This window comes from Afifella sp. H1R, assembly GCF_021462425.1.
In the GTDB taxonomy this organism is placed as follows: Bacteria; Pseudomonadota; Alphaproteobacteria; order Rhizobiales; family Afifellaceae; genus Afifella; species Afifella aestuarii.
Genome location: NZ_JAKEDY010000001.1, coordinates 1,049,116 through 1,073,676 on the forward strand (window position 1 = coordinate 1,049,116; position 24,561 = coordinate 1,073,676).

Genomic DNA, 24,561 nt, shown 5'->3' on the forward strand with positions numbered 1-24,561 from the left:
CGGACGGCTGTCGTCAAAATCGAGGGGGCTTCTGCCTCAGTCGGCGGAGGCGAAATCGCCTTCCTGATAGGCGGTCAGATGCCGGTAATCGTCGCGAACGGGCGCGAAGACATCGAGGTTGACCGCCACTTCCTCGCCCACCGGCTCACCGCAATGGAGGACGTCCGGCGGAATGCGGACGACCTGCCCCGCTCCGACTTCCACCACGTCATCGCCAATGGTGAAGCGCACACGCCCGGCGAGAATGTAGGCGAGCTGCTCGAAGGGATGCGAATGGGGCTTCACCTCCATTCCTGGCTCCAGCCAGTTCATCACCATCAAGGCGTTGTCGCCTCGAAAGGCTGTGCGGGTGACGCCCTTGCGCACTTCCTCGCGCGGCAGTTCCGTCCAGGTATAAACGTTCGCCTTCGTCATCTCAGCGCTCCGCCTCGACTGCGTCGTAGAATTTCTGGATGAGCGGATCCTTGCCGAGCCATTCCTCGACGACCGGCTTTGTCTTCGCCCGCATGGCATCGAGATCCTCGAGCTTTCCGATCGTCACGCCGTTCTCTTTCAGAAACGCCGTCGTCTCGTCTTCCTGCTCGGCTGCGCGCGTGTAAGCGGCTTCCGTCGCCTCGTGACCGGCCTCGATCATGGCCTCTTTGACGTCATCAGGCAGGCGCGACCAGGTGATGTTCGAGACCATGATGACGCCCGGCCAAAAGTAATGTCCGGTGAGCGTGACGTGTTTGGCCGCCTCGTAGAGGCTCTCGGTGCGAACGGAGGAAAGATTGATCTCGACGGCGTCGATCGTGCCGGTCTCGAGCGCCGAATAAACCTCGCCATACGCCATGCCGACCGTGTTGACGCCGATCGCTTCCCACGTCGCCTTGTGCAGCGGGATCGGGACGATGCGCGTCTTCTGGCCGGCGAAATCGGCAAGCGTCGCGACCTGTTTCGCGCGAGACAGGAAATGACGCTGACCGGCCTCGATGTAGCCGAGACCTTTGATCTGCTTCGCCTCGAGAGAATCGAGAAGCTCCTGCCCCACCGGCGATTCCAGCACCGAGGCAAGCTCCTCGTAGGACGAGACGACGAAAGGCAGCTGAAGCGCATCGAATGCGGTCGCGCCGATCACGAGCGGCAGCGTCGGGGAGGAAACGAGCGCGCCGTCGATCGTGCCGATCTGCAGACCTTCCAGAAGCTGCTTGTCGTCACCGAGTTGACGGTCGCCATAAACCTCGACCTTGACGCGCCCATCGGTCTTTTCCGCAACCCGCGCGGCAAAGTCTTCCAGACCCGTCTGAAACAGGTGCTTGGACGATGCTGCGTGGCCGAACTTCAGCGTGAATTCCTGCGCATGCGCTGTGCCGAGCATCAGCAGGCACGCACCCGCCAGCGCGATCATTCGTCTCATCTGCGTCCCTCCGAGTTGTTTTATTATTCGAAACTCGATATTGAAATATGAAACGATGTCGAGAAAACTGTCAAGAGGTCGCAGGGCGCCCGTCGCAGGGCTTTGTCTGCGAAGGTCTCGGCGCGAAGGAATTTGGGCCCCGAGAAACGGTGTCCGTGCCGGATTGCCGGCATGCGATGAGTGCAGACGGACGGCTACAGGGCCGGCTCGACAACACGATCCGGCCAGGCCACACCACGACAAGCCGCCGGACACCATCGGCGCCTTGGCTTTGCAGATCCGACTGAGGATTCCTGGGAGCGCGCCCGCACGGCGGATGCCGACCTGGCCGAGCAATTGGACCCTTGCACGTATTTGGAGCGCGCCGTCCGGCTCACCATCGAGCAGAAGACGCTCCCCGAAAGAGAAGGGGAAATCAAAGGCGCGGAGGCCGATTCGTCCTCCCGGCAGGACAGGCGCCGCGTGAAGCGACGCCTGTCCTGCCGGCCGCAGAGAGGCCTACCACTTCGCCATGACGTGGCGCACGACGGTGTAATCCTCGAGCGCGTAGAGGCTCATATCCTTGCCGTAGCCGGAGCTCTTCATGCCGCCATGGGGCATTTCATTGCACAGCATGAAATGCGTGTTGATCCAGGTGCACCCATATTGAAGCTGCGCAGCCGCCGCCATGGCGCGGCCGACATCCTTCGTCCAGACGGATGATGCGAGACCATATTCGCTGTCGTTGGCCCAGGCGACCGCCTCATCGACTTCCGAAAAGCGCGTCACGGAAACGACGGGACCAAAGACCTCGCGCTGCACTATCTCGTCCTTCTGCAAGGCACCGGCGATCACCGTCGGCCTGTAGAAGAACCCCGGCCCTTCGGCCGCGCTGCCGCCCGTGACCGCCTCCATATGCCCGTGCGACAACGCCCTCTCGACGAAACTCGCCACACGCGAACGCTGCCTTTCGGAAATCAGCGGGCCGATCTCGACGCCCTCGTCCTCCGGAGCACCGAATTTGAGCGTCGAGACCGCGTCGGCGAGATCGGCGACGAGCCGGTCATGGATTTTCGGGCCGGCATAGACGCGGCAGGCCGCCGTGCAATCCTGGCCGGCGTTGAAATAGCCGAAGGTTCGTATGCCTTCGATCACCGCTTCGAGATCGGCATCGTCGAAGACGATGACCGGCGCCTTGCCGCCGAGTTCCAGATGTGTGCGCTTCATGGCACGGCTTGCCGCCTGCAGCACCTTCTGCCCGGTCGCCACATCGCCCGTCAAAGACACCATCCGCACCCGCGGATGCTCCACGAGCGGTGCCCCCACCGTCTCGCCTCGTCCGGTGACGATGTTGAGGACACCTTTCGGGAAGAGATCGGCGACGAGTTCGGCGAGGAACAAGGTCGTCAGGGGCGTCTGCTCCGATGGCTTCAGGACAGCGGTGTTGCCCGCGGCAAGCGCCGGGGCGAGCTTCCATGCCGCCATCATCAGAGGATAGTTCCAGGGCGCGATCGAGCCCACGACGCCGACGGGATCGCGACGGATCATACTCGTATATCCCGGCAGGTATTCGCCGGCCGCCATTCCCGGCAGGCAGCGTGCCGCGCCGGCAAAAAAGCGGAAGCAATCGACGATCGCCGGCACTTCGTCAGCAAGTGCCGAGGCATAGGGCTTGCCGCAATTGAGGCTTTCAAGGCTCGCGATCGCCTCCGCCTCCTTCTCGATCCGGTTCGCCAGCTCCAAAAGGAGAGCCGAGCGCTCGGCCGGCGTCGTACGAGCCCAGGCCGGAAAAGCTTCCTCGGCGGCGGCGACCGCCGCGTCGACCTGTTCGGAGGAGGCTTCCGGGATGACACAGATCGCCTCGCCCGTGGCCGGGTTGAGGATCGTCTCATCGGCGCCCGCACCGGCAACGAACTCCCCTCCGATGAGGAGTTTTGCAGGCAGTCTCGACGGTAACTTCATGGTCTCACTCCTCCCTTGGAATGGAAACTCACTTGCCTCCCCCTTCCGCAAAGGCGCTCGATCGCGTCGCCCAGTAAGCGGTCAGGATCGGAATGAAGGTGACGGCAATGACGAAAACGGCGACGACATTGGTGACGGGGCGCTGACGCGGACGCACCAGCTCCGACAGCATCCAAATCGGCAAAGTCGTCTGCTGGCCCGCGGTGAAGGTGGTGACGATGACCTCGTCGAAGGACAGCGCGAAGGCGAGCATGCCGCCGGCAAGAAGCGCCGTCGCGAGGTTCGGCAGAACGACATAGCGGAACGTCTGAAAACCGTTGGCGCCAAGGTCCATCGACACTTCGATGAGGCTGCCTGAGGTACGCCGCAGGCGGGCGACGGCGTTGTTGTAGACAACGACGACGCAGAAGGTCGCGTGGCCGACAACGATCGTCCAGAACGAGAAGGGAATGTCGGCGAGGCCGAAAGCGGAGCGCAAGGCGATACCGGTGACGACACCCGGCAGAGCAATCGGCAAAATGACGAGAAGGCTCACGGCCTCGCGACCGAAAAATCGAGCCCGACTGACCGCGGCCGCCGCGAGCGTCCCCAGAATGAGCGCCATCGCCGTCGCGGTCAGGGCGACCTGCACGGACAGCGTCAGCGCATCCCACACATCCTGCCGCCCCCAGGCGACGGCGAACCATTTGAGCGTCAGGCCCGGCGGGGGAAACACATAGGATTTGTCCTCCGTCGTGAAGGCATAGAGGATGATGAAGGCCATCGGCACATGCAGGAACAGGACGCAAAAGACCGTTCCGAGCTTCAACAGAAAGCTCGCCCGCGGCCTTGCGCTGGCATGACGTCTAGAGCGCATTGAAGGCCCCCAGACGCTTGGCGATCATCAGATAGGCCGCCATGATGACGATGGGCACGGTGGAGAAAGCCGCCGCCAGAGGCAGGTTGCCGGCCGTTCCCTGATGCAGATAGACCGCCTGGCCAATGAAGAGCCGCGACGAGCCGACGACGCCCGGGATGATGTAATCGCCGAGCGTCAGCGAGAAGGTGAAGATCGAGCCCGCGACGACGCCCGGAAAGGCGAGCGGCAGGATCACCTTGCGAAAGGTCGTCCCCGGCCGCGCCCCGAGATCGGCAGACGCATCCGTCACCGTGCGCGGCACACGTTCCAGAGCCGCCTCGATCGGCAGGATCATGAACGGCAGCCAGATATAGAGAAACACCAGGAACATGCCGATATAGCTGACGGAGAGGCTCGGGCCGCCGATCACCGGCAACGCCAAGAGGGCATCGAGAAGCCAGCTCAGCCCGGTATGGGCCGCGATCCAGCTGATGATGCCTTCCTTGGCCAGAATGAGTTTCCAGGCATAGAGGCGGACGAGATAGCTCGACCACAGCGGCAGCATCACCGCGAGATAGAGAAGCCCCTTGATGCGAGGGCCGGCATAGCGCGCCATGTAATGCGCCAGCGGAAAACCGATGATCGCTGCACCCACCGTCACGCAGGCCGCCATCGTCACGGTGCGCATGATGATGTCGAGATTGGCGAGGGTGAAGAGCTGCTTCCAGGTCGCCAGCGTCAGCTCGTATTTCACCATCCCGGTGAACGGGTCGATGGCGAAGAACGAGTTGAGCAGAAGAGCAAACAGCGAGCCGACATAGACGATGCCGAGCCAGAGAAGCGGCGGCAGAAGAAGCAGCAGGAGAAAGATGCCCGGCCGGCCATAAAACCAGCGCGAGACGCGACGGCCGATTCCAACAGGCGACCCGCCGGCATCGCCGGACGGTGCCGTCAATGTGTCAGTCGGAGAGACGGACGGGTCGGTCATTTCAACGCCTGCGTCGTGCCCTCCGCCCAGGCGAGGCGGACTGGTGTACCGACGGCGAAGGCGGTGTCGCCGGTGAGAACATTGGGCGAGGTGACGAGAAGTGCGGCCTCTTCCACACCTTCGACGGCGATGCGGTAGCGCGTGGCAGCCCCGATGAAGTTGACCTCTCGAATGGTGGCGGCAATCCCCTCCCCGTCGCGCGACAGGACGATCTTTTCCGGTCGGATCGAGACCGGCTCAGAACTGCCGAAAAGCCGTTCGGCGAGACGCCCCTCGACGATATTGGAGGCCCCGACGAAAGAGGCGACAAAGCGGGTCAGCGGGCGGTCATAGACCTCCTGCGGCGTGCCGATCTGTTCCACGCGCCCCTTGTTGAAGACGGCGAGACGGTCCGACATCGACAGCGCCTCCGTCTGATCGTGCGTGACGAAGACGAAGGTGATGCCGACCTCGCGCTGCAGCTCCTTCAGTTCCACCTGCATCTCTTCGCGCAGTTTCTGGTCAAGCGCGCCGAGAGGCTCATCGAGAAGGAGAACACGCGGACGATTGATGAGGGCTCGGGCGAGCGCCACACGCTGGCGCTGGCCGCCCGAAAGTTCGATCGGACGGCGGTGCCCGTAGCCTCCAAGGCGGACGAGTTCGAGCATCTCGTCCGCCTGTTTGCGCCGCGCTTTCTTGCCGACGCCGCGCACCATCAGCCCATAGGCCACGTTGTCGGAGACGCTCATATGCGGGAACAGGGCATAGTCCTGAAACACCGTGTTGACGTCGCGCTCGAACGGCGGCAGCCGGGTGTCGTCTTTCCCATGAATGTAGACGTGGCCGGACGTCGGATATTGAAAGCCGGCGACCATCCTGAGGCAGGTCGTCTTGCCGGAGCCGGACGGCCCCAGAAGGGTGAAGAACTCTCCCTCGGCGATGTCGAAGGTCACGTCGTCGACGGCGATCACGGAGCCGAACATGCAGGTCACGTGATCGAAGCGCACCTCGGCTTGCATCTTCTATCCCTGGCGCGAAATGACGGAGGACGACTGGCGCGCCGCCTCACTAGGCGGAGCGGCGCGCCGGCCATGCGGGTCGTTCAACGGCCGCCGAGAACGGCGATGTAATCGGAGACCCAGCGATAGTAGGGGACGCAGCTCTCCTGGCTGTCGCACTCGGCCCTGGGCGTCCGCCAGAAATGGATCTCGTCGAACTTGCCGAAACCGTTCGTCTCGCAACCTTTGTCGCCGAGGAGCTCGTTGCCCTCGCAGGCCGCGGGAACGGACGGATTGGCGCCGAACCAGGCGGCGACGTCACCCTGCACCTTCTTGTCGATGGAATGCTCCAGCCACTTATAGGCGCAGGTCGGATGCGCAGCTCCGGAATGCATCATCGTCGTATCGGCCCAGCCCGTCGCCCCCTCTTTCGGAATGACGCTCTCGATCGGCTGGTTCTCCGACTTCAGGAGGTTGACCTGGAACGGCCAGGAACTGGACGCGGCCACCCCTTCATTGGTGAAATCGTCGATCTGCACGAAGGCGTCGTGCCAGTAACGGTTCACCAGCTTGCGCTGCTCGCGGAGAAGCTCGAGCGCCGCCTTGTACTGGTCTTCGTTGAGCTCGTACGGGTCCTTGATGCCGAGTTCGGGTTTGGTACTCATCAGATAGAGCGCGGCATCGGCGATATAGATCGGCCCGTCGAATGCCTGGACGCGCCCTTTGTTGGTTTTGCCGTCCGGCAGATCCTGCTCCTCGAAGACGACATTCCAGGAATCGGGCGGTGAATCCTTGAACACATCGGTGTTGTACGCGAGCACGTTCGGGCCCCATTGATAGGGCACGCCGTAATGCTTGCCCTCGACGGTGTGCCAGGGCGCATCCTTCAGCCGATCGTCGAGGCTGTCCCAGGAGGGAATGAGTGCGGTGTTGATTTCCTGGACGCGGCCGCCGGCGATCAAACGAAGCGAGGCATCGCCCGAGGCGGTGACGAGGTCGAAGCCGCCCTCGTTCATCAGCGCCACCATTTCATCGGAGGTGCCGGCGGTCTTCACATTGACCTTGCAACCCGTCTCCTTCTCGAAGGCGGTCACCCAGTCATAGGCGGCATCGCTTTCGCCGCGTTCGATGTAGCCCGGCCAGGCGACGATATCGACCTCGCCTTCCGCCTCGCCGAGCTCTTGCAGCGGCTCGGCAAAGGCCGGACCGGCGGCCAGGACAAGTGCAGTGGTCGCTGCCACCACCCGACGGATTCTCTTCTCGCGCATGACGTTGCTCTCCCCTCTTTGAGCCGCGCCGCTATCGGCGAGAGGAAGCTAATCGGAAATCTTTCGCGGTGAGAAATATGAAAAACTGAGCACGCCTATGAATAAAATCGAACGGCCTGTCGCTCTGCGCATCGCGCTCATTTTTAAGGCAGCACGGTCGAGCTTCTACCGGCCCGGGCGAGACTGGCGGGCGCGCAGCTTCGCCTGCTCGCGGGCAAGTTCGATGAAAGCCCGCGCCGGCTCCGGCAGAAGGCTTCCCTTCCGCCAGATAAGGCCGATATCGATCGTCGGAAAAACTTCTTTCAATGGGCGGACCTCGACACGGTCGCCCTCGAGCGACCACGGGCGGTAGGTCATGTCGGGGAGAACGGCGAGGCCGATGCCGGTCCCGACGAGCGAGCGGATCGCCTCCACCGAACTCGTCCGCAAGACCGTGCGCGGCTTGATGCCCGCCTCGCGCCAATGCCGCTGCGTAATCGCGTGCATGTCGTCGGTGGTGAGCTGCACCAGCGGCTGGTCCGCAAGATCGCTGAGCGAGGGCTCATCGAGTGCCAAAAGCCGATGATTGGCCGGCAGCCAGACGAGATAGGGCGAGCGCAGCAAGGTATCGCTGGCGAGCGCATCCCGATTTGACAATGCAGAGGAGATCAGCAGGCCGACATCGATCTCGCCACCGATCAAGAGATGCTCGAGGAAACGCTGCTGGTCTTCCACGACCTTGACGTCGACCTCCGGATAGACGCGCTGATAGCGTGCCAGAAGATCGGCGAGATAATAGCCTGCGACGAGCGCCGTCACCCCGATCGTGAGGGTTCCGCCCCCGGTTGGCTCGCGAACCTTGAGCGCGCGGCCGGCATCGGCCACGACCGCCATGATGCGCTCCGAGTGGCGCAGGAATTGGTGACCCTCCTGGGTCAGCACCATGCCGCGCGGGGTGCGCAGGAAGAGCGCCGCCCCCACTTCCTGCTCCAGCTGCTTCAATGCGACGGTGATCGCCGATTGCGAGATGTGCAGATCTCGCGCCGCGAGCGAAACCGACTGGCTGCTGGCGACAGCTATGAAATAGCGCACCTGCTTCAGCGTGATGTTCATGCGGGCTTGCCATGCTCGAAGGCGGGGCTGAAAGACTAGCGCAACTGCCGCAACGAAAGCGAGGCGCGGCGAAAGCGAGATGGGCGCCGCGCCCTTCCTGGAGATCGTGACGTCCTCCGCCGATCTGCGGCCGCTGACATCAACGCCGGTCAGGTCGTAGAAGTCTTCGGGAACGCTCACCTCGGAGATGACGCCCTCCCCCGATCGGGATGGCGAGCTCGCCATGGACGGATCAAAATGCACAACACCCGCAGATATCTCGGTGCAATTCTCCTTGTTTGCACAGGCTTTATCTCCGCCGCGAGAGGCGCCGACGTCGTTCCTTTCGACACGTCCTCACCCGCACAGATCGGAACGGGAGCGCCGACCGGTCGGGCACAGGCAGCAAAAGCCGGTCAGGTTGTGACCCTGACGGACTTCGGCGCATCGACCAGCGGCACCCAGGCGCAGAACACGTCCGCGGCGCAGAATGCTATCGAGGCCCTGTCGTCAAAGGGCGGCGGCACACTTTACATACCGCCCGGCACCTACCCGGTCTGCGGCCTGATCCTCAGATCGAAAATCCACATAACGGGTGCCGGCCGAAACGTCACAATATTGGACGGCAGCTCGTGCAATTCGGCCGACGCCATCGTCTACGGTCCGTCGAATGCTTATTCATTATTCAAAACAAAGGCCTCAGCCGGGATCTTTGATTGGGCGTTGAAAGACATCACGATCAAAGGAAATCTGTCGCACAGGCATGTCGATTGCCTCGGCACCTACGGATATAGATTTACAGTCGATCAAGTCGAATTGACTGAGTGCGGACGCAATGGATGGCACACAGAAGGAGGTAATGCCACGCGCGGTCCGATGGAATCGTACGTGAACAACCTTCTCGTAGATACCGTGAACGCTGCCGGCATATTCAATAACGGCCCGCACGATTCCAACTTCGACAATGTCATCATCGTCGATGCCGGACAGGGAGCCCACGACACCTATGCAGGAATGTATCTCGGCAGGCATACCAACGTCCGCGCCAAAGGATTTCACGCCTGGCACAGGTCGACGGCAACAAACCGGATGCGCAACGCCCTGGATGTCGAAGGATGGGGATCGACGTTCACCTCATCCAATTTCGAAGGAAGTTTCGGCCCACCCGTCCTGTTGAACACGGGCGCGTCCATGAACCAGTTTGCCTGTGACAATGCCTATTACAACAGGTTTTCAGCCGGCCCCCTCATTCTGATCAGAGGCCCGTCGAACTACATATGCGGATCCGCGATGAACAACGATCCGGGAACGCTGCCGACCAGCGTCGGCATTCAGCTCGGCGACCATACGCGTGGGGAGAATGTCAGCAACAACATGATTTCTCTCCAGCAGGAGAGCAACAATGGCGGCTCCGTCGACTTCTCGAATGACGGCGGCGGCAACATGATCAGAATCGTGGGATACCAATCGTCAGGTCCGAAATATCTGGGGAGACCACACCCCTCGGACGACATCGACCTCATCGTCACCGGCGTCGAAGGATCGAACCTCCACCAACATCCCTGACGCAGAGTCTCGCGCCCCCGCGCCTTACGTCGACCCGCGCTCGATCAGACGCAGCGGGATGTTCCGGATCGCATGTCCTGCCTGCGTTTCCTCCGGCTGCGTTTCCTGCAGCCGGTCGAGAAGCATCTGCCCGGCCACCGCGCAGAGCCTCCGTGTATCCGCGGCGATGGTCGTCAGGCCGGGCATGATTTCTTCTGCCAACGTCGAATCGCCGAAACCGGCAATGGCGATGTCGCCAGGGACGTCCAGACCTCTCCCACGGGCCTCGAGCAGGGCACCGATCGCGAGAAGATCGCTGGCGCAGAAGACGGCGTCGACGTCGGAGCCTTCGCCGATCAGGTCCTGCATGGCCTGACGCCCCTCGGGAATGCCGGAAACCGTGTCGCGGCTGATGCACCGACAAAGCTTAAGGCCGAGCCGCTCGCAGCTTTTCGCGAAACTGTTGAGACGAAGCATGCCACGCCCGCCGCTGCGGCCAATGAAAGCGACCTTGCGATAGCCCTTGGCGGCAAAGTGCTCCGCCACCATGCGCGCACCATCGGCGTTGGAGAATCCAACCAGCATGTCGATCGGATCGCGTGCCAATGCCCAGCTCTCGACGATGGGAATGCCCATGTTGCGGAGGAAGGTGCGGTTCGATTCCAGCTCCATCACGCCGGTGATGAAGACGGCAGCCGGGCGGATCGCCGTAAGCGAACGGATCAGCGTCGTCTCTCGTCCGTAAGAGTAGGAGGTGCGGCCGAGCGCGACCTGAAAACCGGCCGCCTCCAAGACGTCGGACAGGCCTTCGATGGCGAGGCTGAACTGCTCGCTCAGGATATTGGAGACGAAGGCGGCGACGATGTCGGAGCGGCCGCTCTTCAGTGCCTTGGCGTGGGGATTTGAGGAATATCCGGTCTCCTCCACCGCCTTCATGATGCGTTCGCGGCGCACCGCGGACACCATCTGCGGCCGACGCAGAGCACGCGACACGGTGATCGGAGAGACCTGGGCGAGGCGCGCCACCTCCTCGATGCGGACCGGCCCGTGTTCGGCCTGGCTGTCCGCCTCGGGGGAAGCGATTCGCAAGACATCGTCGAATGTCGCGTCGCTCATCGCTTTCTGTTCCGGCCCGTCAGCACGCACCTAGCCTTCGATTTCGGCGGCCGCCTGCACAAGGCAATCGCCAGCCTGGCAATCGGCGTGCAAGCGTCGCGAGATGACGATCCCGCCACGGCGGAACCGCAGGATTTCCGGGTCGCGATCAAGGCGCTCCAGGTCGTGGTAATAGCCGGCGACATCGCTGGCTTCGACGGATTGCCCGAGGGTGACGACCGGTTCGAACCAGCCGCGGCGCGTCGCGTAAATCGCCTGTTCGTGACTTTCCAGCGCCAGCACGGTCGTCGCCACCGGCGCCCTCGCCTCGCTGATCAGCGGGGTCTCGGTGATGCCAAGCCGCAGAAGCAGATTGTCGATCGCGCGCTTGGTGTTCTGCATGGTCTTTGGCGTGACGGTGGCGCCGCCACCAAATTCGCCGCTGACACCGATCGCGCCGGCGCGGGCGACAGCGCCCATTGAGGTCGGGGAATCGTAGCCATTCTGCGCGACAAAAGCGTAGTCCTGGCCGAGATGCTCCAAGAGATCGCGCGCCTTTGCCATCATTTCCGGCGTCGGCTGCCGTTCGATCAGCGCCGTGGTCAGATGCTCCATCGACGTGCCACCGGAATGGATGTCGAAAACCACGTCATGCTGGGGAAACAACTGGTGTTCAAGATAGTACGCCAGACGTTCCGTTGGCGTGCCGGTCGGGTTGCCTGGGAAAGCGCGGTTCAGATTGCCGTCGTCGAGGGGAGATCGGCGCCGCCCGGCCATGACGGCGAGGACGTTGCTCATCGGCAGGATGGTGACGGCGCCGTGGATGCGGTCGGGATCGAGGGCGTGCAGGACATGGCCGAGGGCGAAAACGCCTTCATATTCGTCACCATGATTTCCGGCCATCAATAGGAGCCGCGGGCCGTCGCCGTTCTTGAAGCGGAAGATGGGAATCTTGACCTGGAAATAAGGCGAGCGGTCGATGGAATAAGGAATGCTGAGATAGGTCGAGGAGCGACCCTCGGCATCGAGGTCGAGATCCGTCAGAATACCGGTGTGCACGTGAGTTTTTCCAAATGTTATCGGACGGGACCGCAACTGGCCCCGCCCTGTTCTTAAGGCTCAGAGAGCCGCGACCGCCGTCATCTCCACACGCAGATCGGGATCTGCCAGGCGGGCCTCGACACAGGCGCGCGCTGGCGGATTGGCGGGGTCGATCCATTTGTCGTAAACGCTGTTCATCGCGTCGAAATCGATGATGTGCGGCAGGAACACATTGACCGCCACGATCTTCGACTTGTCTGATCCGGCGCCCTCGACAAGGGCCAGGATTTTCGCAAGGACTTCCTCGGTCTGTTGCTCGATGGAGGCCTTGCGGTTGTCGGCCACCTGGCCGGCGACATGGACGAAGCCGTTGGCCGCAACGGCCTGGCTCATGCGCGGACCGCTTTCGTAACGCGTGATGGTCATGTCTTTCCGTCTACTCTCTTTTTTCGATCAGATGTGAGGCAGGTTATCCTGCTTCACGTTGAACCACTTCTCCTGCAGCTCCGGCAGCTTGCCGTTCATGCGATTGGAGAAGAGGAAGGTGTCCAGCCAGCGCAGCAAGTCCGGCTCGCCATGACGGATGCCGATATGCGCCGGCGACTGGCGGATGAGGAACTTGAGGTCCATCTCCACGTCCGGATTGTTCTTGGCCGCTTCGGCGACGATGGCGCTGTTTTCGGCAAACGAGCTCGCCTGACCGGCCATATAGGCGGAGAGCACCGAGGGAACGTCTTCGAAGCGGATGAGATTGGCGTCGGGCGCATTATCGCTCAGCCACAGATCGAGCGTCGTGCCCTTGGCGACGGCGATGCTCTGGCCGGCGAGCTGGTCGGGCGTTTCGGCCTTTTCCATATCGGCCGGGCCGTAGACACCAAGCTGGACGGCGGCATAGGGCTGCGAGAAAGAGACCTGCTGGGCGCGTTCCGGCGTGGCGCCGAGCGCTGCCACGAGAACGTCGACCTTGTCGGCGAGCAGGCTCGGAATGCGGTTCGGACCGGTCACCTGAACGAGCTTCAGGTCGACGCCGAGATCATCTGCCAGGAGATTGGCAACATCGACGTCGAGCCCGGCGGGATCGCCGTTTTCGTCCTTGAAGCCCCAGGGGGCGACATCGAGCAGCACGCCGACGCGGATTTCGCCGGCGGACAGGATGTCCTGAAGCTTGTCGGCCTTGGCGGGGATGGTTGAAGCAATCGCGATGCCGACGGCGATCGCAAACGCTTTCAGCTTGAACATGGCTGTCTTCCTCTAGTGACGGTGTGAGCCGATGAAGCTCTGGAGCTCCGGCGTCTTGGGATTTGCGAACAATTCCGCGGGTGGTCCTTCTTCCCAGACCTTGCCCTGATGCATGAAGACGAGCTTGGTCGCCACGTTGCGGGCAAAGCCCATTTCGTGGGTGACCAGGATCATCGTCATGCCCCTCCTGGCCATGTCCTCCATGACCTTGAGAACTTCCCCGACGAGTTCGGGATCGAGCGCCGACGTGACCTCATCGAAGAGCATGAGATTGGGCGACATCGCGAGACAGCGCGCAATCGCCACGCGCTGCTGCTGGCCACCCGAAAGCTGTTCGGGGTAGGCGTCGATCTTCTCCGCCAGCCCGACTTGCGTGAGCACCTTCTCGGCGAGGGCGCGCGCGCCCGCCTTGTCGACCTTTTTCGTGCGGATCGGCGCCAGCGTGATGTTGCGCTCTACCGTCAGATGCGGAAACAGATTGAAGGCCTGGAAAACGATGCCAACCTTCTGGCGCAGTTCGCGCAGGCCCTTCATCTTCGGAGAGACGCTCTGTCCCTCGACCCGGATCTCGCCGGCCTGAATGGCTTCGAGCGCGTTAATGCAACGCAAGAGAGTGCTCTTGCCCGAGCCACTGCGCCCGATGATCGTGACGATCTCGCCTTCCTCGATATTGAGCGAGACGTCCTTCAGCACCTCCAGATCTCCGAAGGATTTGCGGACGTTCTTGATTTCAACCAGTGCCATTGAGACGCGCCTCGAGTGAACGGGACCAGGTGGTGAGCGGGAAGCAGATCGCGAAGTAGACCGCCGCAACGATGGAGTAGACGAGGATCTGCTGGAACGTCGCCGCGGCGGCGATCTGGCCGGCCCGCGTCAGCTCCACGAAGCCGACGACGGCCGCAAGCGACGTGCCCTTGATGAGCTGGACAAGGAAGCCGACCGTCGCCGGCAGCGAGATCTTCAGCGCCTGCGGCGCGATGATGAAGCGGAATTGCTCGTAGCGGCTGAGCCCGAGCGAGGCCCCCGCCTCCCATTGGGTGAATTTGACCGCCTGGATGCCGCCCCGCCAGATTTCGCCCAGGAAGACGCCGGAATAGATGGAGAAGGCAACCGTCACCGCGGCCAGCGACGGCACCTCGACGCCCAGGAACACCGGCATGCCGAAATAGAAGAACATCAGGAGCGCCAGCAGCGGCACACCCTGCACGATTTGCAGGATGAGCGCGGCAAACAGGCGGAGCGGCAGGAACGGGCTTGTGCGCAGAAGCGCCAGAACGAGACCGAGCAGGCCGCCGAAGAAGAAGGAGAGCGCGACCAGCACCAGCGTCCATTGGAAGCCGTGCAAAAAGGCGATGAGGTCGACAGTCGAAAGGCTGCGCATCTTGGACGTATCTCCGGAAGGCCTAGCGGCGCACAGGCCAGCGGAAGGCAAGCGCTCCGATGGCGGCGAACATGACCCGGCTTGAGACGACAACGACGACGTAGATTGCGGAAATCAGCGCATAGACCTCAAAGGAGCGGAAGGTGCGCGATTCCACGAAGGTCGCCGTGTGGAAGAGCTCCGTCGCCGCGATCTGCGAGGCGACCGACGTGCCGAGAAGCAGCAGGACGAGCTGGCTGGTGAGCGAGGGATAGATGTTGCGCAGCGCCGGCGGAAGAATGACGAAGCGGAACACCTCAAAGGACGTCAGGCCGAGGCATTCGCCCGCCTCAATCTGGCTCTTCGGGATCGAATTGAGGCCGGAGCGGATGATCTCGATGGCATAGGCGCCGAAATAGATGCTGAGCGCGACGCAGGCAGCGGGGAACGGCGACAGGCGCACCCCAATGCTCGGAAAGATGAAGAAGATGATGAAGAGCTGGATCAGCGGCGGCGTATTGCGGATGATCTCGATGTAGCTCTTCAGGAGGATGCGAACCGGCTTCGGCCCGCGGGTGAGGAGAACCGCACCCAAGACACCGATGAGAAGCCCAAAAAAGGCGGAAATGCCGGTCATCTGCAATGTTGCCAGCAGGCCGTCGATGAATTCCTCGCGATATCGCAAGACCTGCTGGAAATTGAGATTCTGCATGAAACCTCAGCCGAAGAAGGTTTGATGGACCGACGTGACTCGATGCGCGTCGTCGATCACGAAGAAGGCACGCCAGCGGTCAAAGCAGGTGCAAGGATGCGAAATGCCGAATTCGACGATGTCGCCCACCGACAGCGAAACCTCTTCGCCGATACGCAGAAAACCGTGCTGGTCGTTGAGCTTCTCGATCGCCGCAACGCCTCGAAGGTTCTCTCCCTTCTCCCCTCCCCGCCATGCGGCAAGCGCGATCGGGAAACCCTGATCGAAAGAGACATCGCGCATGCCGAGGCCGCAGATCGCGAGACTGGGCTCAGGCCGCGAAAGCACTTCGGCCCATAGCCGCATCGCCGGCTTGAAAACGTCGGACGCCGCCACGATTTCGCCGTCGCGCACAAAGCCGCGACGGGCATCCATCCGCTGAAAAGCGCGCGCGTAGACGCCGTGATCGTGAAAGAAGATCGCGCCGCTCCGCAGCATCAGATCCGCATTGCCGTCGGCGTCGACGACCGCCTTCAGTTTCTCGACGACGAGATCGAAGAACTGCGAGCCGCCGGCCGACAGGAAGAGGCGGCGTTTCGGTTCGGCCTTGCGCACGCTGGCAAACACATCGGCCGCCAGGTGGCTGAGCGCCGCGATAGCCTTCTGCGTCGCCGCTTCGTCCTCGCTTGCAACAGCACCTTCATAGGCGGCCACACCGGCAAGCGCGATTTTCGGCATGTCGCAAGCGATATCGATGAGGCGCTGAGCTGCCTCCGCCGTCCGGCATCCGGCACGCGCGAGCCCCACCTCGATCATCACAGACTGCGGCCGTTCGGCCACCTCGCCTGCGCGCGCGGCCGCTGCCAATGCGGTCGGGGAATCGACAAAAAGCACGATCTCCGCCTCCGGATAGCGTGCAAGCAGACGCCCCAGACGTTCGCCATTCGCCTCACCGCCGATCTGGTTGGCGAGAAGCAGACGTTTTACGCCCGCCTTGAGCAGCACGCTCGCCTGCTGGAGATTGGCGGCAGAAAGCCCCCATGCGCCATGGGCGACGAGATCGCGTGCGATCGCCGGCGACATCGGGGTCTTGGCATGCGGGGCGAGAAGCGCGCCCGCCTCACGGGCATAAGCGAAAATTGCGTCCCTGTTCGAGCGATAGGCACTTTCCTGCAACGTGAGCACGGGACAGGCGAGCTCGCCCGCCGTCGGGGACCAGGCACGCGCGCCAATCTCCGAACCCGGGAAGGGGTCCGTCCCCGCCGGAATGCCGCGAAGCGTGTCGTCGACGATAAAATCATGCGCCATCTCGGCGGCCAGCGATCCGTCGCCACTGCCAGCGCTCGTGCCGCCCGACGCGGCTGCCGATGCATCCATCACCATGAAATCCCGCTCGCCCCCTGCAGACGCTTCGTGCCCCAAATGACAAGGTTGACGTTGTGGACACGGAGTAATGACAACGTTATCATTTTTGTTATGGATGACAACCCCTGGGCCGCAGGCAAGTGCAATTGACCGATTTCAATGAGAAGAGACCCCGCAAAAGCACGGCTTTTGCGACGATCGATTTCGAGCATGAAGGCCGCCAGACTGGCCATATTCACATTCCGCATTCGCCGCATGACGACGCCTGGGGGGCGATGCGAATCCCCATCGCGGTCATCAAGAACGGCAATGGGCCGACGGTGCTCCTCACCGGCGGCAATCACGGTGACGAGCACGAGGGACCGATCGTGCTTGGCGAGCTCTTCCGCGAATTGAAGCCGGAGGACATTTCGGGCCGCGTCATCATCGTGCCGGCGCTCAACCTGCCGGCCGTGCGGGCTGCGCATCGCACCTCGCCCGTCGATGGGCTCAACCTCAACCGCACCTATCCGGGCGATCCGGCCGGCACCATCTCGCAGCAGATTTCGGCCTTCGTCTGCGACCGCCTCTATCCGATCGCCGATGCCTTCATCGATCTGCATTCCGGCGGTTCTTCGCTCGACATTCTGCCGAGCGCCATCGTCGAGCCGACAAGGGACCCCGAGCATCTGAAGCGCAACATCGAGGCCGTGCTCGCCTTTGACGCGCCGCTGACCGTCGTCATCAGCAATCTCGGCGAGGAGCGGACCTCCACCGCGGCCGCCGTCCATGCGGGGCTGACCACGGTCGGCACGGAGATGGCCGGCGCGGGCACCGTTTCGCTCGAAGCGCTGTCGATTGCCAGACGCGGCGTGCGCAATGTGCTACGCCATCTCGGCGTCATCGCCGGAGAGCCAAACAAAGCGCAGGAAGAACGGAACGTCCTGGAGATACCTGGCGAGCGCGGTTACGTCTTCGCGCCGGAGGCCGGCGTCTTCGAGCCCTTCCATGCCAATGGAACCTGGGTGAAAAAGGACCAGCCGGCGGGACGCATTCATTTCGTCGACAATCCGACACGCGCCCCGCTCGATCTTGCCTACGGCCAGGACGGCATTCTCTATGGCCGGCGACATCCCGGGCGGGTCGATCCCGGCAATTGCTGTCTTGTCGTCGCCGCGCCCTACCAGAAGGATCTCACATGATCGATCTCGACGACGTTCGCGCCGCAGCCCGACGGATCGACGGCTATGTCCGGCGCACGCCCCTCTTGCCGGCAACGCAGTTTCGCAATCCCGTCTGCCCGGGCAGCCTCCATCTGAAGCTCGAATGCCTGCAGCCTTCCGGCTCGTTCAAAGCGCGCGGGGCCGCCAACAAGCTCCTCGCCTCCGATCCAAAGGATGTCGAGCGCGGCCTGGTGGCGGCGTCGGGCGGCAATCACGGCCTCGCCGTCGCCCGCAGCGCGAGCCTCAAGAACGTCCCGGCCACCATCTTCCTGCCGGAAAACGTTCAGGCCGAGAAAGTCGACAAGATGCGCCGCTGGGGCGCCGAGACGGTGATTGGCGGCGCCAATTTCGACGAGGCCAATGCCGGCGCACACGCTCATGTGGAGAAGACCGGCGCACTTTACTTCCACTCCTTCGCCGACCCCCTGATCGTCGCCGGCCAGGGAACCGTCGGCCTGGAGATTTTCGAAGATCTTCCAGATGTCGAGACGGTGGTCATTGCCGTCGGCGGCGGCGGGTTCATCACCGGGGCCGCCGTGGCGCTCAAGGCATTGAAGCCCTCGATCCGGATCATCGGCGTGGAGCCGGTCGGATCACCGACGCTCCATGCCTCGCTCAAGGCCGGGCATGTCGTCACGCTGGATCAAGTCACCAGCAACGTGCCGACGATGGCATGCCAGCGGACCGACGAGCGGCTGTTTGCGCTGACGCGGCAGGTCGTCGACGAAGTGGTCCTGATCGAAGATGCCGCCATGGAAGCGGCGGCAAAGCAGCTCTGGTTCGAGTTCGGTCTCGCTGCGGATTCGAGCGGGGCGGCCGCGATGGCGGCGCTTGCGACCGGCTCCATTCCGACGCGGGACGACGAGATTGTCTGCGCGCCGGTTTGTGGCGCCGGCCTGCCGCCTCTGTGACCGGAGCGATTCGCCACCGGCGTGGCCACATGATCTGGCCGAGCTAGTCTCCGAATCGCATCTGGCGGATACGCCTGACGCTTTGCGGACACCTCCTGGCTTGCCTTTCGGATGGAAAGATGAGCCGTCAGGTACCGACTGATGAGATCGGCGACGCAAGCGCGGTCGAGCGCCGTTTCGCGGATGCGCCGCGGCGGCTCCGTCCGTATCGCTTGCGGCCGTGCGGCACCGCACTCGACCTTTGAGTTTGAATGGCTGGCGGACGGAGATTTGCGCGAGGGCTCCAACGTTGGCGGCTTCAACGCCAACTGCGCAGAACATCAAGACCTTGCACACGTCGTTGTCAGACGACATGAGAAGCCCGAAAACCTCTTGATTATCAGAAGCTTAAATGGTCGGGGCAGCAGGATTCGAACCTGCGACCCCCTGCTCCCAAAGCAGGTGCGCTACCAGACTGCGCTATGCCCCGACGCCGCAATTGCGCGGAAACTAGGAGGCTGAGGCCGCTGGCGCAAGCAAGAATGTGCGGGCGACGGTCAAAGCCCAAATTCCGGAAACTCCTGCCATCTCACCTTCGAAACGAGCCGACGTCAGCCTCGGGCCGCCGCAAGCACCCTCCCGACTTTCCTCCAGACATTGTTCAAGAGGCCAGCCCTTTGCTAAGTCCGCAGCAACATTGGAGAAAGAGAATGATGACCGACGCGCCCGCAACCGAACAGCCAATGTCCGCATCATCGCCTGCGGCGAACTCCCCCTCCCCCGCAATCGCCCCGGAAGACGGGATCCTGTGGCGAGGGCGCCAATGGGCGGTGACCGATTTCGGGCTGGAACGCCTGGGTGGCGGACAATCCGTCCCGACCGACCACCTGTTTGAAGACATCTCTGTCTATTCCTGGATCCGTCGTATGGGCGACAGGCCCGATGTCGATCTCGACGATTTCACCACCGCGTTCATGGTGGCGCTCGTCCTCCACGGCTTCGTCACCAATCTGCCCGGCGCCAAGGTTTTGGAGGACTATCAGAAGGCTGAACGAAAGCGGGCCCGATCAGCCTGAAGGCAGGCGCGAAACAGCCGATCGAACGCGGCCTGTCTGCTTCGCATCTTGCGACGGGCGAACAGACGGCCGATCAGTTTCGCTCGATCGCTTTGCCGGAAACCTGGTCGCCCGGCCGGATATGAAGCCGGTCCGCCGTCCCACCAGCGACCTCGAGCACGAAACGCACCGGCCGCTCAGAGGCGATCGTCGTCTCCGACAAGGGCGTGGTCTCCTTGGCGATGCTCTGCACTTTGTGGTCGGAGCCGATGAACACCATGTCGAGCGGCACATAGGTGTTTTTCATCCACATGGTGATCGGGCGATCAGAGCCGAAATCGAAGAGCATGCCAGTCCCACGGGGCACCTCCCGGCGGTACATGAGACCGCGCGACCGCTCCTGTTGGGTAAGAGCGAGCTCCACCTCGAAGGTGTGCATTCCCTTGGCGCTCTTGATGGTGAGCTGCTCTGTCGCACCTTGCGCGACGGCGCCTGCCGCAAGCAAAACGAGACTGACGAAGAAAGAGACCAGCCGGACGGCCATCACACCAAGCCTTCAGTTCAAGATGAGAAATAGGGTCCCGATCGCCTGAGACATCGTGGAACCCAAGATATCGTCGCCCCCCGAGACCTCGTGGCCCTCAGTGCGACACGGGAATATGGCCGCCCGAATGTGGCCGGATCTCGGCGGCCATGAGGCCCTTTTCGCCTTCGCCGTAGCGCACGAGAACGAGCTGCCCTGGGCGAAGCTCGGCCATTCCGAAGCGTCGCAAGGTTTCCATGTGGACGAAAATATCCGGAGCGTCTTCGCCTTCCGTGACGAAGCCGTAGCCCTTCAAACGGTTGAACCATTTGACCGTCGCCGTGACGAGTGGGCTCGTCGGCGTCACCGTGCTGCGCTGGCTCGTCGGCGGCAATGTGGATGGATGCGGCGCCTCGCTCTCGTCCATGGCAAGAACGCGCATCGCCTGCAGCCCCTTCGCGCCCGGAAGCACTTCGCACACCACACGCGCGCCCTCATAGGCGGCCTGGAACCCATCACGTCTGAGACAGGTGACATGCAACAGCACGTCCGGCATGCCGTTGTCGGGCACGATGAAGCCATACCCTTTGGCGACATCGAACCATTTGATATGGCCCGAAACTTCGATCACCTCAGACGCGGCCTCGTCGCGAACAGCGTCTTCGCGGACATCCGCTTGCGGCTTGAAGCCCATACGAGACCACTCCATCGAGGACCCTCAAGCCTGCCAACGGCAGCGCTTCCAAAATCGGTCCATTGATTCGTGCAAAAAAGCATAACATCGGTGCGGCCAGAGGCCACAAGACCTTTAAGAAGTTTTCACGGCTTTCCTTACCCACCACCGCTCAGCTCGGGAAATAAAGCGCTAAGAAGCGCACCGATCTCGCCCGAAAAACAGCTGTCGGCGACGTCATCGAGGGGCGTCTCCTCCCGGTTCAAGATCACGAGCCGCGCCCCGGATTGCTTGGCGACGAGCGGTATTGTGGCCGCCGGATGGACCACCAGCGACGAGCCCAGGACGATCATCAGATCGCATTCGTTGGCAAGCTCGAACGCCCGCCGCATCTCATGCTCGGGCATCGCCTCGCCGAAGGAAATGATCGCGCTCTTGATGAAGCCGCCACAATCCGGGCAGCGCGGACTTTCGCCTTTCGCTTCGATCATTTTGCGGACTTCGCCGAGCGTGAAAGGCTCGCGACAGTCGAGACAATGCGCGTAGGTGGCATTGCCGTGAAGCTCTACGAGATATTCGGGCGGGAGACCGGCCCGCTGGTGCAATCCGTCGACATTCTGGGTGACGACGCCCGGCGAGCGCCCTTCCGCCACCAGATGCGCAAGGACACGGTGCGCGATGTTCGGCTCGGCCTTCGAGTAGATTTCATCGAGCATGAAACGCCGCCGCCAGTCCTCGAGCCGAACCTCCTCGCTCGCCATGAACTCCTGGTAGGTGATCGGCTGCATCTTCGACCAGATGCCGCCCGGCGAACGAAAATCGGGAATCCCCGATTCGGTCGAGATGCCGGCTCCGCAGAAGGCGACGATCGCCTTCGCGTCATCGACCAGCCGGTGGAGATGCGCGACCTCATCCGAGAGCGTGTCATTGTCAGTTTGGATCTGTGCCATAAGCTTTCCCGCCAACCCACTCACGGAGGCATGCAATGAAATATCTGCACACTATGGTGCGCATCAAAGACGTCGACCAGTCGCTCGACTTCTACTGCAACAAGCTCGGGATGGAAGAGGTCCGCCGCAGCGAGAGCGAGAAAGGCCGCTTCACCCTGATCTTCCTCGCAGCGTCGGATGACAAGGCCCGTGCGGAGACCGAACGCGCGCCGCTCCTGGAACTCACCTACAATTGGGATCCGGAAGAGTACGACGGCGGCCGGAATTTCGGCCATCTCGCCTTCGCCACCGACAACATCTACGACACCTGCCAGAAGCTGATGGATGGCGGTGTGACGATCAACCGCCCTCCGCGCGACGGCCATATGGCGTTCGTGCGTTCGCCGGACGGGATCTCGATCGAGCTTCTGCAAAAGGGCGACGCTCTTCCGCCGGCCGAGCCCTGGGCCTCGATGCAGAACACCGGCTCCTGGTAAGAGCGCTTTTGTGCAGGCGCGCGGCCCGCGCCGACCGCCTGCACGAGAGGATTGGCAAGGGCGATCAAATTTCCCACATATGATTTTCCTTGCATGACTTGTTTGCGGCGCCGTGCCCGACTATAAGGCGCCGCGACGCGCCCATCGTCTAGCGGTCTAGGACGCCGCCCTTTCACGGCGGAAACAGGGGTTCGATTCCCCTTGGGCGTACCATTCTCCCGGCGTCGCACATGCGGCTCGCCAGGAGAATCCGGCGCAAGGCGCCTCTTGTCTCGCACATCACCAGCAAATCGGCTCCCGGGACCGCGCGCGCCTTTCGAGATTCGCGACCGGGCCGCATCCCGTGCGCGGCAGCGAGGCGACCCGGCACGCCGAACGAATCGGGCGTGCCGGAAACGTCGGATCAGATCATCAATTCGATCAGAAACGGCCCGTCGCGTTCGAAGCTCGCCTGCATCAGGTCTGCGAGCTCATCGAGCGTCTCGGCACGCGCGGCCTCCACGCCCATGCCGTTGGCGAGTTTGATCCAGCCGAGATCGGGATTGCCGAGATCGAGCATCTGCATCGCCGTCTCTCCCGGCGTCGCACCGACATTGGCGTATTCGCCGAGCAGGATCGCATATTGGCGGTTGTTCAAGATGACGGTCGTGACCGGCAGTCGCTCACGCGCCTGCGTCCACAGCGACTGGATCGTGTACATCGCCGAACCATCGGCCTGGAGATTGATCACCCGTCGCCCTGCGCCTGCAACGGCCGCCCCGGTCGCGACGGGCATGCCGTCGCCGATCGCTCCCCCTGCGAGGTGCAGCATGTCGTGCGCCGGCGCGGCATAGGTTTCATCGTACAAGCCACGGCTATAGGAGATCGCCTCTTCGCAGAGGATGGTATTCTCCGGCATCAGGGCCGCGACGGTGCGGGCCAGACCTTCAGGCGTCGGCGCGCCGTGCGCCACTTCCGGCCGCGGTCCCGGATCCGGCATCGCCACCTGAGGCGCGCCGAGCGCGTCGACGAGCGCCTGGAGCGCGACCACAACATCCTGATCGCCGCGCGCCAATGTCTGGAGCTCTGCCTCCGCACGATATTCGATCGAAGGCTGGCCGGGATACGCAAAGAAGGAGACTGGCGGCTTTGCGGCGACGAGGATGATCTGCTCGAATCGCTCAAGTGCGGCCCGCGCGGCTTCGGCGACATAGGGGACCCGGGCGAGCGGCACACGCCCCCGCCCCCGCGCCACCTGCCCGCAGACGAAATCCGCCATGAGCGTGGCACCCGTCGCCTGCGCCACGCGCCAGGCGAGTTCCTGGGCCGGCTGCAGAAGCCCGGCGCCTCCGAGAAGAATAAGCGTCTCCCGGCCGTTCCGTAGCATCCGCGCGGCCGTCTCGACGGCATGGGGATCGAGAGGTGCCCCGGGCAGCGCCGGCAGCGCATCGGCGACGATCCCGCCCTCGTTCCAGCATGTGTCGGACGGCAGGATCAGGGTTGCGACCTGACCCGGCAGCGCACGCGCGGCCTGCGTCGCGGTCGCAGCATCCCGACCGACATCCGCCGCGCAAGCCGATGCACGCACGAAGCCGGAAACCGTATGGGCAAGGCTGCTCGTATCCATCGTCAGTGGCGCGTCGTGCGGGCGATGATACGTCGCCTGGTCACCGACGATGTTGACGATCGCGGCTCTTGCCCGGCGCGCATTGTGAAGATTGGCAAGGCCGTTCGCGAGGCCCGGCCCACAATGCAGGAGGGTGCAGGCGGGCTTGCCCGCGATCCGCGCATAACCATCGGCCATCCCCGTGACGACGTTCTCCTGCAGTCCAAGGACACAGCGCATGCCGTCGATCTGGTCGAGCGCCGCAACGAAGTGCATCTCGCTCGTGCCGGGATTGGCGAAACAGGTGTCGACGCCTTGATTGAGGAGGGTTCTGACGAGGCTATGTGCGCCGTTCATCGCATTGTCCTTCTTGGAGGGTCCTTTTCGGAGAC

At 62.9% G+C, this 24,561-nt stretch carries 25 protein-coding genes and 2 tRNA genes; 6 read left to right on the forward strand and 21 right to left on the reverse strand.

Going from position 1 to position 24,561, the window contains the following annotated elements:
- Positions 1 to 36 precede the first annotated feature (36 nt).
- From L0F51_RS04955 to L0F51_RS04990, 8 genes are all read right to left on the reverse strand, one after another.
- On the reverse strand, positions 37 to 414 hold the full coding sequence (locus L0F51_RS04955; protein ID WP_234628202.1) for a cupin domain-containing protein: 378 nt from the start codon (positions 412 to 414) through the stop codon (positions 37 to 39).
- A 1-nt stretch (position 415) separates the two neighbouring features.
- Positions 416 to 1,396, reverse strand: coding sequence for a TRAP transporter substrate-binding protein (locus L0F51_RS04960; RefSeq protein ID WP_234628203.1), 981 nt, complete (start codon positions 1,394 to 1,396; stop codon positions 416 to 418).
- 498 nt (positions 1,397 to 1,894) lie between these two features.
- Positions 1,895 to 3,319 carry a gamma-aminobutyraldehyde dehydrogenase gene (locus tag L0F51_RS04965; protein WP_234629336.1) on the reverse strand — a complete coding sequence of 475 codons (1,425 nt, stop codon included), beginning with the start codon at positions 3,317 to 3,319 and terminating at the stop codon, positions 1,895 to 1,897.
- Between the two features lie 46 nt (positions 3,320 to 3,365).
- Positions 3,366 to 4,193, reverse strand: coding sequence for an ABC transporter permease (locus L0F51_RS04970; protein WP_304504493.1), 828 nt, complete (start codon positions 4,191 to 4,193; stop codon positions 3,366 to 3,368).
- A complete protein-coding gene (locus tag L0F51_RS04975) occupies positions 4,183 to 5,163 on the reverse strand; it encodes an ABC transporter permease (RefSeq protein WP_234628204.1) in 981 nt (326 codons plus the stop codon). Before L0F51_RS04975 ends, L0F51_RS04970 begins: the two co-directional genes overlap by 11 nt.
- Positions 5,160 to 6,161 carry an ABC transporter ATP-binding protein gene (locus L0F51_RS04980; RefSeq protein ID WP_234628205.1) on the reverse strand — a complete coding sequence of 334 codons (1,002 nt, stop codon included), beginning with the start codon at positions 6,159 to 6,161 and terminating at the stop codon, positions 5,160 to 5,162. Before L0F51_RS04980 ends, L0F51_RS04975 begins: the two co-directional genes overlap by 4 nt.
- An 83-nt stretch (positions 6,162 to 6,244) precedes the next feature.
- Positions 6,245 to 7,393 (reverse strand): ABC transporter substrate-binding protein, encoded by a 1,149-nt coding sequence (locus L0F51_RS04985; RefSeq protein ID WP_234629338.1) that lies wholly within the window; start codon positions 7,391 to 7,393, stop codon positions 6,245 to 6,247.
- A gap of 180 nt (positions 7,394 to 7,573) precedes the next feature.
- Entirely contained in the window at positions 7,574 to 8,725 is a 1,152-nt protein-coding gene (locus tag L0F51_RS04990; protein WP_370642312.1) for a LysR family transcriptional regulator, read from the reverse strand.
- A gap of 12 nt (positions 8,726 to 8,737) precedes the next feature.
- On the opposite strand from L0F51_RS04990, the gene L0F51_RS04995 reads away from it, so the two are divergent.
- Positions 8,738 to 10,045 carry a glycosyl hydrolase family 28-related protein gene (locus L0F51_RS04995; RefSeq protein ID WP_234628206.1) on the forward strand — a complete coding sequence of 436 codons (1,308 nt, stop codon included), beginning with the start codon at positions 8,738 to 8,740 and terminating at the stop codon, positions 10,043 to 10,045.
- Between the two features lie 24 nt (positions 10,046 to 10,069).
- Here the strand turns inward: L0F51_RS04995 and L0F51_RS05000 are convergent, their stop codons facing one another.
- Genes L0F51_RS05000 through L0F51_RS05035 form a run of 8 tightly spaced genes read right to left on the reverse strand, consistent with a single transcriptional unit; the run spans position 10,070 to position 16,827 of the window.
- Positions 10,070 to 11,140: a LacI family DNA-binding transcriptional regulator gene (locus tag L0F51_RS05000; protein WP_234628207.1), complete on the reverse strand. Its 1,071-nt coding sequence runs from the start codon at positions 11,138 to 11,140 to the stop codon at positions 10,070 to 10,072.
- Positions 11,141 to 11,170: 30 nt separating this feature from the next.
- Positions 11,171 to 12,178, reverse strand: coding sequence for a succinylglutamate desuccinylase/aspartoacylase family protein (locus L0F51_RS05005; protein ID WP_234628208.1), 1,008 nt, complete (start codon positions 12,176 to 12,178; stop codon positions 11,171 to 11,173).
- Between the two features lie 60 nt (positions 12,179 to 12,238).
- Positions 12,239 to 12,586, reverse strand: a complete 348-nt coding sequence (locus L0F51_RS05010; RefSeq protein ID WP_234628209.1) for a RidA family protein — start codon at positions 12,584 to 12,586, stop codon at positions 12,239 to 12,241.
- A gap of 27 nt (positions 12,587 to 12,613) precedes the next feature.
- Positions 12,614 to 13,399 (reverse strand): transporter substrate-binding domain-containing protein, encoded by a 786-nt coding sequence (locus L0F51_RS05015; RefSeq protein WP_234628210.1) that lies wholly within the window; start codon positions 13,397 to 13,399, stop codon positions 12,614 to 12,616.
- Between the two features lie 12 nt (positions 13,400 to 13,411).
- Positions 13,412 to 14,143, reverse strand: a complete 732-nt coding sequence (locus L0F51_RS05020; protein WP_234628211.1) for an amino acid ABC transporter ATP-binding protein — start codon at positions 14,141 to 14,143, stop codon at positions 13,412 to 13,414.
- The gene (locus L0F51_RS05025) at positions 14,130 to 14,780 is read right to left on the reverse strand and encodes an amino acid ABC transporter permease (protein WP_234628212.1); all 651 of its coding nucleotides are present in this window, start codon (positions 14,778 to 14,780) and stop codon (positions 14,130 to 14,132) included. Before L0F51_RS05025 ends, L0F51_RS05020 begins: the two co-directional genes overlap by 14 nt.
- A gap of 22 nt (positions 14,781 to 14,802) precedes the next feature.
- The gene (locus L0F51_RS05030; RefSeq protein ID WP_128294233.1) at positions 14,803 to 15,471 is read right to left on the reverse strand and encodes an amino acid ABC transporter permease; all 669 of its coding nucleotides are present in this window, start codon (positions 15,469 to 15,471) and stop codon (positions 14,803 to 14,805) included.
- 6 nt (positions 15,472 to 15,477) lie between these two features.
- A complete protein-coding gene (locus tag L0F51_RS05035) occupies positions 15,478 to 16,827 on the reverse strand; it encodes an alanine racemase (protein ID WP_234628213.1) in 1,350 nt (449 codons plus the stop codon).
- A 134-nt stretch (positions 16,828 to 16,961) separates the two neighbouring features.
- Between L0F51_RS05035 and L0F51_RS05040 the strand changes: the two genes are divergently transcribed.
- Complete coding sequence (locus tag L0F51_RS05040) at positions 16,962 to 17,996, forward strand: succinylglutamate desuccinylase/aspartoacylase family protein (protein ID WP_234628214.1); 1,035 nt, start codon at positions 16,962 to 16,964, stop codon at positions 17,994 to 17,996.
- Positions 17,993 to 18,928 (forward strand): threonine/serine dehydratase, encoded by a 936-nt coding sequence (locus L0F51_RS05045; protein WP_234628215.1) that lies wholly within the window; start codon positions 17,993 to 17,995, stop codon positions 18,926 to 18,928. The genes L0F51_RS05040 and L0F51_RS05045 overlap by 4 nt, the downstream gene beginning before the upstream one ends.
- A gap of 392 nt (positions 18,929 to 19,320) precedes the next feature.
- Here the strand turns inward: L0F51_RS05045 and L0F51_RS05050 are convergent.
- Positions 19,321 to 19,397, reverse strand: a tRNA-Pro gene (locus L0F51_RS05050).
- A 253-nt stretch (positions 19,398 to 19,650) separates the two neighbouring features.
- On the opposite strand from L0F51_RS05050, the gene L0F51_RS05055 reads away from it, so the two are divergent.
- Positions 19,651 to 19,983 carry a hypothetical protein gene (locus L0F51_RS05055; protein ID WP_234628216.1) on the forward strand — a complete coding sequence of 111 codons (333 nt, stop codon included), beginning with the start codon at positions 19,651 to 19,653 and terminating at the stop codon, positions 19,981 to 19,983.
- Positions 19,984 to 20,056: 73 nt separating this feature from the next.
- Here L0F51_RS05055 and L0F51_RS05060 read toward each other — a convergent pair whose 3' ends face one another.
- From L0F51_RS05060 to L0F51_RS05070, 3 genes are all read right to left on the reverse strand, one after another.
- Positions 20,057 to 20,506: a DUF192 domain-containing protein gene (locus L0F51_RS05060; protein WP_234628217.1), complete on the reverse strand. Its 450-nt coding sequence runs from the start codon at positions 20,504 to 20,506 to the stop codon at positions 20,057 to 20,059.
- A 97-nt stretch (positions 20,507 to 20,603) separates the two neighbouring features.
- The gene (locus L0F51_RS05065) at positions 20,604 to 21,179 is read right to left on the reverse strand and encodes a cold-shock protein (RefSeq protein WP_128294349.1); all 576 of its coding nucleotides are present in this window, start codon (positions 21,177 to 21,179) and stop codon (positions 20,604 to 20,606) included.
- Between the two features lie 137 nt (positions 21,180 to 21,316).
- A complete protein-coding gene (locus L0F51_RS05070; RefSeq protein WP_234628218.1) occupies positions 21,317 to 22,108 on the reverse strand; it encodes a Sir2 family NAD-dependent protein deacetylase in 792 nt (263 codons plus the stop codon).
- A gap of 35 nt (positions 22,109 to 22,143) precedes the next feature.
- On the opposite strand from L0F51_RS05070, the gene gloA reads away from it, so the two are divergent.
- Complete coding sequence (gene gloA / locus L0F51_RS05075) at positions 22,144 to 22,584, forward strand: lactoylglutathione lyase (RefSeq protein WP_234628219.1); 441 nt, start codon at positions 22,144 to 22,146, stop codon at positions 22,582 to 22,584.
- A gap of 137 nt (positions 22,585 to 22,721) precedes the next feature.
- Positions 22,722 to 22,797: transfer RNA gene (locus tag L0F51_RS05080), tRNA-Glu, on the forward strand.
- Between the two features lie 190 nt (positions 22,798 to 22,987).
- On the opposite strand, the gene L0F51_RS05085 is transcribed toward L0F51_RS05080, so the two are convergent.
- Positions 22,988 to 24,526, reverse strand: coding sequence for an acetolactate synthase large subunit (locus L0F51_RS05085; RefSeq protein ID WP_234628220.1), 1,539 nt, complete (start codon positions 24,524 to 24,526; stop codon positions 22,988 to 22,990).
- Positions 24,527 to 24,561 lie beyond the last annotated feature (35 nt).

Bases quoted from the DNA above. Each gene is read 5' to 3' on its own strand.
- L0F51_RS04955 (WP_234628202.1), bottom strand. From the start codon at position 414: ATGACGAAGGCGAACGTTTATACCTGGACGGAACTGCCGCGCGAGGAA.
- L0F51_RS04960 (WP_234628203.1), bottom strand. From the start codon at position 1,396: ATGAGACGAATGATCGCGCTGGCGGGTGCGTGCCTGCTGATGCTCGGC.
- L0F51_RS04970 (WP_304504493.1), bottom strand. From the start codon at position 4,193: ATGCGCTCTAGACGTCATGCCAGCGCAAGGCCGCGGGCGAGCTTTCTG.
- L0F51_RS04975 (WP_234628204.1), bottom strand. From the start codon at position 5,163: ATGACCGACCCGTCCGTCTCTCCGACTGACACATTGACGGCACCGTCC.
- L0F51_RS04980 (WP_234628205.1), bottom strand. From the start codon at position 6,161: ATGCAAGCCGAGGTGCGCTTCGATCACGTGACCTGCATGTTCGGCTCC.
- L0F51_RS04990 (WP_370642312.1), bottom strand. From the start codon at position 8,725: ATGGCGAGCTCGCCATCCCGATCGGGGGAGGGCGTCATCTCCGAGGTG.
- L0F51_RS04995 (WP_234628206.1), top strand. From the start codon at position 8,738: ATGCACAACACCCGCAGATATCTCGGTGCAATTCTCCTTGTTTGCACA.
- L0F51_RS05000 (WP_234628207.1), bottom strand. From the start codon at position 11,140: ATGAGCGACGCGACATTCGACGATGTCTTGCGAATCGCTTCCCCCGAG.
- L0F51_RS05010 (WP_234628209.1), bottom strand. From the start codon at position 12,586: ATGACCATCACGCGTTACGAAAGCGGTCCGCGCATGAGCCAGGCCGTT.
- L0F51_RS05015 (WP_234628210.1), bottom strand. From the start codon at position 13,399: ATGTTCAAGCTGAAAGCGTTTGCGATCGCCGTCGGCATCGCGATTGCT.
- L0F51_RS05020 (WP_234628211.1), bottom strand. From the start codon at position 14,143: ATGGCACTGGTTGAAATCAAGAACGTCCGCAAATCCTTCGGAGATCTG.
- L0F51_RS05025 (WP_234628212.1), bottom strand. From the start codon at position 14,780: ATGCGCAGCCTTTCGACTGTCGACCTCATCGCCTTTTTGCACGGCTTC.
- L0F51_RS05030 (WP_128294233.1), bottom strand. From the start codon at position 15,471: ATGCAGAATCTCAATTTCCAGCAGGTCTTGCGATATCGCGAGGAATTC.
- L0F51_RS05035 (WP_234628213.1), bottom strand. From the start codon at position 16,827: ATGGATGCATCGGCAGCCGCGTCGGGCGGCACGAGCGCTGGCAGTGGC.
- L0F51_RS05045 (WP_234628215.1), top strand. From the start codon at position 17,993: ATGATCGATCTCGACGACGTTCGCGCCGCAGCCCGACGGATCGACGGC.
- L0F51_RS05055 (WP_234628216.1), top strand. From the start codon at position 19,651: ATGTCCGCATCATCGCCTGCGGCGAACTCCCCCTCCCCCGCAATCGCC.
- L0F51_RS05060 (WP_234628217.1), bottom strand. From the start codon at position 20,506: ATGGCCGTCCGGCTGGTCTCTTTCTTCGTCAGTCTCGTTTTGCTTGCG.
- L0F51_RS05065 (WP_128294349.1), bottom strand. From the start codon at position 21,179: ATGGGCTTCAAGCCGCAAGCGGATGTCCGCGAAGACGCTGTTCGCGAC.
- L0F51_RS05070 (WP_234628218.1), bottom strand. From the start codon at position 22,108: ATGGCACAGATCCAAACTGACAATGACACGCTCTCGGATGAGGTCGCG.
- gloA (WP_234628219.1), top strand. From the start codon at position 22,144: ATGAAATATCTGCACACTATGGTGCGCATCAAAGACGTCGACCAGTCG.
- L0F51_RS05085 (WP_234628220.1), bottom strand. From the start codon at position 24,526: ATGAACGGCGCACATAGCCTCGTCAGAACCCTCCTCAATCAAGGCGTC.